The organism is Methylobacterium sp. WL7 (genome assembly GCF_008040085.1).
GTDB classification, from domain to species: domain Bacteria; phylum Pseudomonadota; class Alphaproteobacteria; order Rhizobiales; family Beijerinckiaceae; genus Methylobacterium; species Methylobacterium mesophilicum.
The window spans coordinates 1-3,541 of sequence record NZ_VRVG01000244.1 but is presented as its reverse complement, the minus strand read 5'-3'; the positions used below and the strand labels follow the sequence as shown (position 1 = coordinate 3,541).

Annotated in this window: 3 protein-coding genes and 1 pseudogene; 2 read left to right on the top strand and 2 right to left on the bottom strand. The window is 59.9% G+C overall.

What is annotated here, in order from left to right:
• On the bottom strand, nucleotides 1–185 hold a 185-nt coding region (locus tag FV233_RS30965), incomplete at its 3' end, for a hypothetical protein (RefSeq protein WP_210249515.1).
• A 331-nt stretch (nucleotides 186–516) separates the two neighbouring features.
• Between FV233_RS30965 and FV233_RS31460 the strand changes: the two genes are divergently transcribed.
• Nucleotides 517–1,044 (top strand): transposase, encoded by a 528-nt coding sequence (locus tag FV233_RS31460; protein WP_246690130.1) that lies wholly within the window; start codon nucleotides 517–519, stop codon nucleotides 1,042–1,044.
• Nucleotides 1,045–1,155: 111 nt separating this feature from the next.
• Here FV233_RS31460 and FV233_RS31455 read toward each other — a convergent pair whose 3' ends face one another.
• On the bottom strand, nucleotides 1,156–1,896 hold the full coding sequence (locus tag FV233_RS31455; RefSeq protein ID WP_246690129.1) for a hypothetical protein: 741 nt from the start codon (nucleotides 1,894–1,896) through the stop codon (nucleotides 1,156–1,158).
• Between the two features lie 348 nt (nucleotides 1,897–2,244).
• Between FV233_RS31455 and FV233_RS28685 the strand changes: the two are divergent.
• Nucleotides 2,245–3,140, top strand: a pseudogene (locus FV233_RS28685) (transposase).
• Nucleotides 3,141–3,541: the final 401 nt, after the last annotated feature.

Genomic DNA, 3,541 nt, shown 5'->3' with positions numbered 1-3,541 from the left:
GGAAGGTCCATATCTTCAATAGTTTTTTTATCAATTTGATCACAAAAAATCAGTAAGCTGCCATTTAGCTTGCTAAAAGCAACAATGCTTTTTAGCATCAGAACCAGCAAATGCAGATCTCTTCGGCATGTCACCACTACAATATCCATTGTAGGTTGTCGGACAGCCTCTATCGGTGCGTTCATTGCGAGAAACTCTGCGGTTAAAATTGCATTTTGACAGGCCGTAAACTATATTCGTATTAGCGATTACATCTCTTCGGTAGCAGCTTTGATAGTGTGCGTCGCCAAAGCGAAGGTTTTTCGGTTCCAGATATGCCCGAATAAGCCTTCGATCTCAACAGCCCAGACGGTGGGTATACGCAAGCAAGCGTTGAGGCGGCCAAGCGAAATGGGGGGATCGTAGGTGGTATTAACCCTGTCTTTGATACTGTTGGCGGACAGATTGATGCGGGTTTGGATGACGAGCATTTTTAAGACTGAGGCGCAGAACCCTCCGTGATCCGGGAGTCCAAAGATGTCCCCCGATGCCACGCTTGATGCCGACGTACCGAATAGGACCGTTGTCGTCGCTGACGCCGCGTTCCCGCGCGGCCACGCCTATCTCGGCCTACGCGACGCCCTTAGACAAATCTACACCGATGCCCAGTTCGTCTTCCTGTTCGCCCGCGGTGACCAGCCAGCGGCCTACCCCTGGCGACTGGCGCTCATCACGCTGCTGCAGTTTTCCGAGAGCCTGTCCGACCGCCGTTCCGCTGATGCAGTGCATGCCGTTATCGACTGGAATTACCTGTTACGGCGCGCCTTGTTCGATACCGGCGTCGACGCTTCGGTCCTGAATGGGTGCCGCTTCCGCCTCGTGGTCAGCGACGCGGCGGCCTGCCGAATCTCTGCCACGAGCGCGGCCTTCAGGCCAAGCGTGGCCGCCAGCGCACCGATGCGACCCATGCCCTCGGGGGCGGTCTACAGCCTCAACCGCCTCGGCTGCGCCATTGAAGCTGTAAGTACCGCACTAAACGCCCTATTGATCGCCGCACCGGAATGACTGTGCGCCTAAGCCGATCCGACGTGGATCGAGCGCCACGGCCACCCCATCGACAATCTTATTGTCCGGCAGTACGAGGCGGCCCGCCGTGCCTCCGTCGAGGAGGTCGGTTCAGTTGGGCATCGGTTGCTCGTGGCGATCGACGCCAGGGCGGCGCCTTGTTGGCTGTTCGACTTGCCGGCCGTCGCGGTCCCGCGCTGGGTCTGGTTGCAGAAATTCCACCTCGCCGAACGAGACACTGGCGGACCACACGGAGACGATCGAGTCCTGCGGCGGACCGAGGCCGGCGGCAACCCGCCCGCCCTGACGATGGTCGCTTCGCCCGACGAACTGGACGTCCACTACGCCAAGAAGCGCACCACCACCTGGATCGGCTAGGTCGACGTGACTGAGACCTGCGACGACGCCCATCCGCTGCTGACCATCCACCTCGCGACGACCCCGGCCCCGGTCGCGGACCGCGCCGTGCTCGACCCTCTGCATGCTACGCTCGCGGCTAGGGACCGTCTGCCGGCGCACCATTTCGCCGCCGCCTACATCGACGCCGACGGCCTCGTGGGAGCTGTGCGCCATCACGGTCTCGACTTGATCAGGCCGGTCCCCAAGGTCAACCAGTGTCAACCGCGCACTAAGGGCGCGTTCACCATCGAGGCCTTCCAACGCGACTGGCATCGGCAGGTCGCTGTTGGCGGAGCTGGGCACAGCGGCCGGGGTCTGTGTCCCGACCACAACCTCGAGCGTACAGCCATGCGCATCCGCTTCGCAACACGCGACTGCAAAGCCCGCGACCTGAAGCCGTGCTGCTCGCGCTCGGATTGCCGCCTGCTGACGCTGCACTTGCGCGAGGAACACGAGGCACTCGCCGCGGCATGGGCACGCAAGGGCCAACCGGCGTTCGCGGTCGGTCGGCCGCGGCGAGCCGGCATCGAGTGCACGCTCTTGTGTCGGGTACGGGCGATAGATCTACGCCGAAGTCTTTATCTCGGTCTGGCCAAGACGCACCTGCAACACCTGCCTACGTCCCCGCGATCCACCTCAGCCGCTTGGCTGCCTGGATCGACGACGCGCCCGCCGTCCGAACCCGGCGCTCCGCCTTCACGCGCCTCATGGCTTAGCCCATAAGCACGTAGGTTTTCGCCAGCAGTATCCAAACGGGGGCAATCCTAGTCTCACTGGATGGGCTTACGAAGGAGGATCGGCATACCTTCAACCCTGTTAGTCGATCTGCGCGAGCGTGTGATATCCGCGTTTGGAGCGGGCGAATCACGGCGTCAGGTAGCCAAACGCCTGGGGATCGGGACGGCCAGCCAGGTCTTTCGGCATAGGCGCTCCCGGCAGGAGGGCAGATCGCGCGCAAGCGCATAGGCAGCGACGGCAATTCGCAGCGCTTTGAAGCGAAGGCCGCCCTAATCCATCGGGTCCACAAAGAACACCCGCTCTCCTTCCTATAGGAACTGCGCGACAGGCCTCGGGATCGCGGCATTCGGGCTAGCACAAGCAAACTGTGGAGCTTTCTCATACGGATGGGATCACCCGTAAACGGGGCCTGTCCACGCGGCAGAACAGACGCGGCCGGATATGAGGGCCGCGCACGAGGGCTGGTTCGATGGGCAACCCGAACACGATCCGGATCGCTCGGTCTTCCTCGACGAGACGACCGTCACGAAAAGAAGGTCCGCCGCTATTTCGTACCCGGCGCGGCGACTGCTGCTGGATTACTGTGCCTCACGGGTACGACAAGACCACGACCATCACCGCCGCACTGCACGCCACAGGACTGATCGCCAGGACCGTCCTTGATGGAGCCACGCATGGTACGCACTCCCGGGCTCATGTCACCGACACCCTGGCTCCGTTGTTCAAGCCTGGCGCCCCCGTCGTCCTCGACAATCTAAACCCCCACAAGGTCGCCGGGGTGCGAAAGGCCATCGAAGCCGTTGACGCACCGGTTCTCTACCCCCCGTCCTACAGCTCCAGCCGAGAAGGTCTTCGCCGAGGTCAAAGCCCTCCTTTGGACCTTGGCGAAACGAGAGGCCACTCACCTCGCCATCGCCATCGCGGGCACCTTCGGCGCCGTCCGACCGGACGAATGCTGAAACTATCTCACCGTCCCCGGATATAACGCCAATGAACCAACCTGGCGGGGGGACAGCTTCAGTCGGGTGAAGGACGCCGAGTTGCAGGTTTTCAGTATTGCTGTTTATGGTTAGTTCCAGCATGGACATTGGTTCCGAATACCACGACTATAATTTTCTGAAGTCCTTTACGATTTCAGGACATGGTCGCCGCACCGACTCGCAGGCTGTATTACGGTAGCGCAGCTCAGGATGTAAGACAGATCCTTTGTTATTTTCATTAGAAAAAATCGGATCGGATGCTTGATGAAAAGGATGATAACACATAGCCTTGTCGTGGGAGAGATAAGATCTCCTAATTGAAAATTAGATACTCTCGTCAAATTATTTAAATTTAACTATAGCATGACGCAGCTTAAGGC

Coding starts and splice junctions, on each gene's coding strand:
- FV233_RS31460 (WP_246690130.1), top strand. CDS start 517: ATGTCCCCCGATGCCACGCTTGATGCCGACGTACCGAATAGGACCGTT.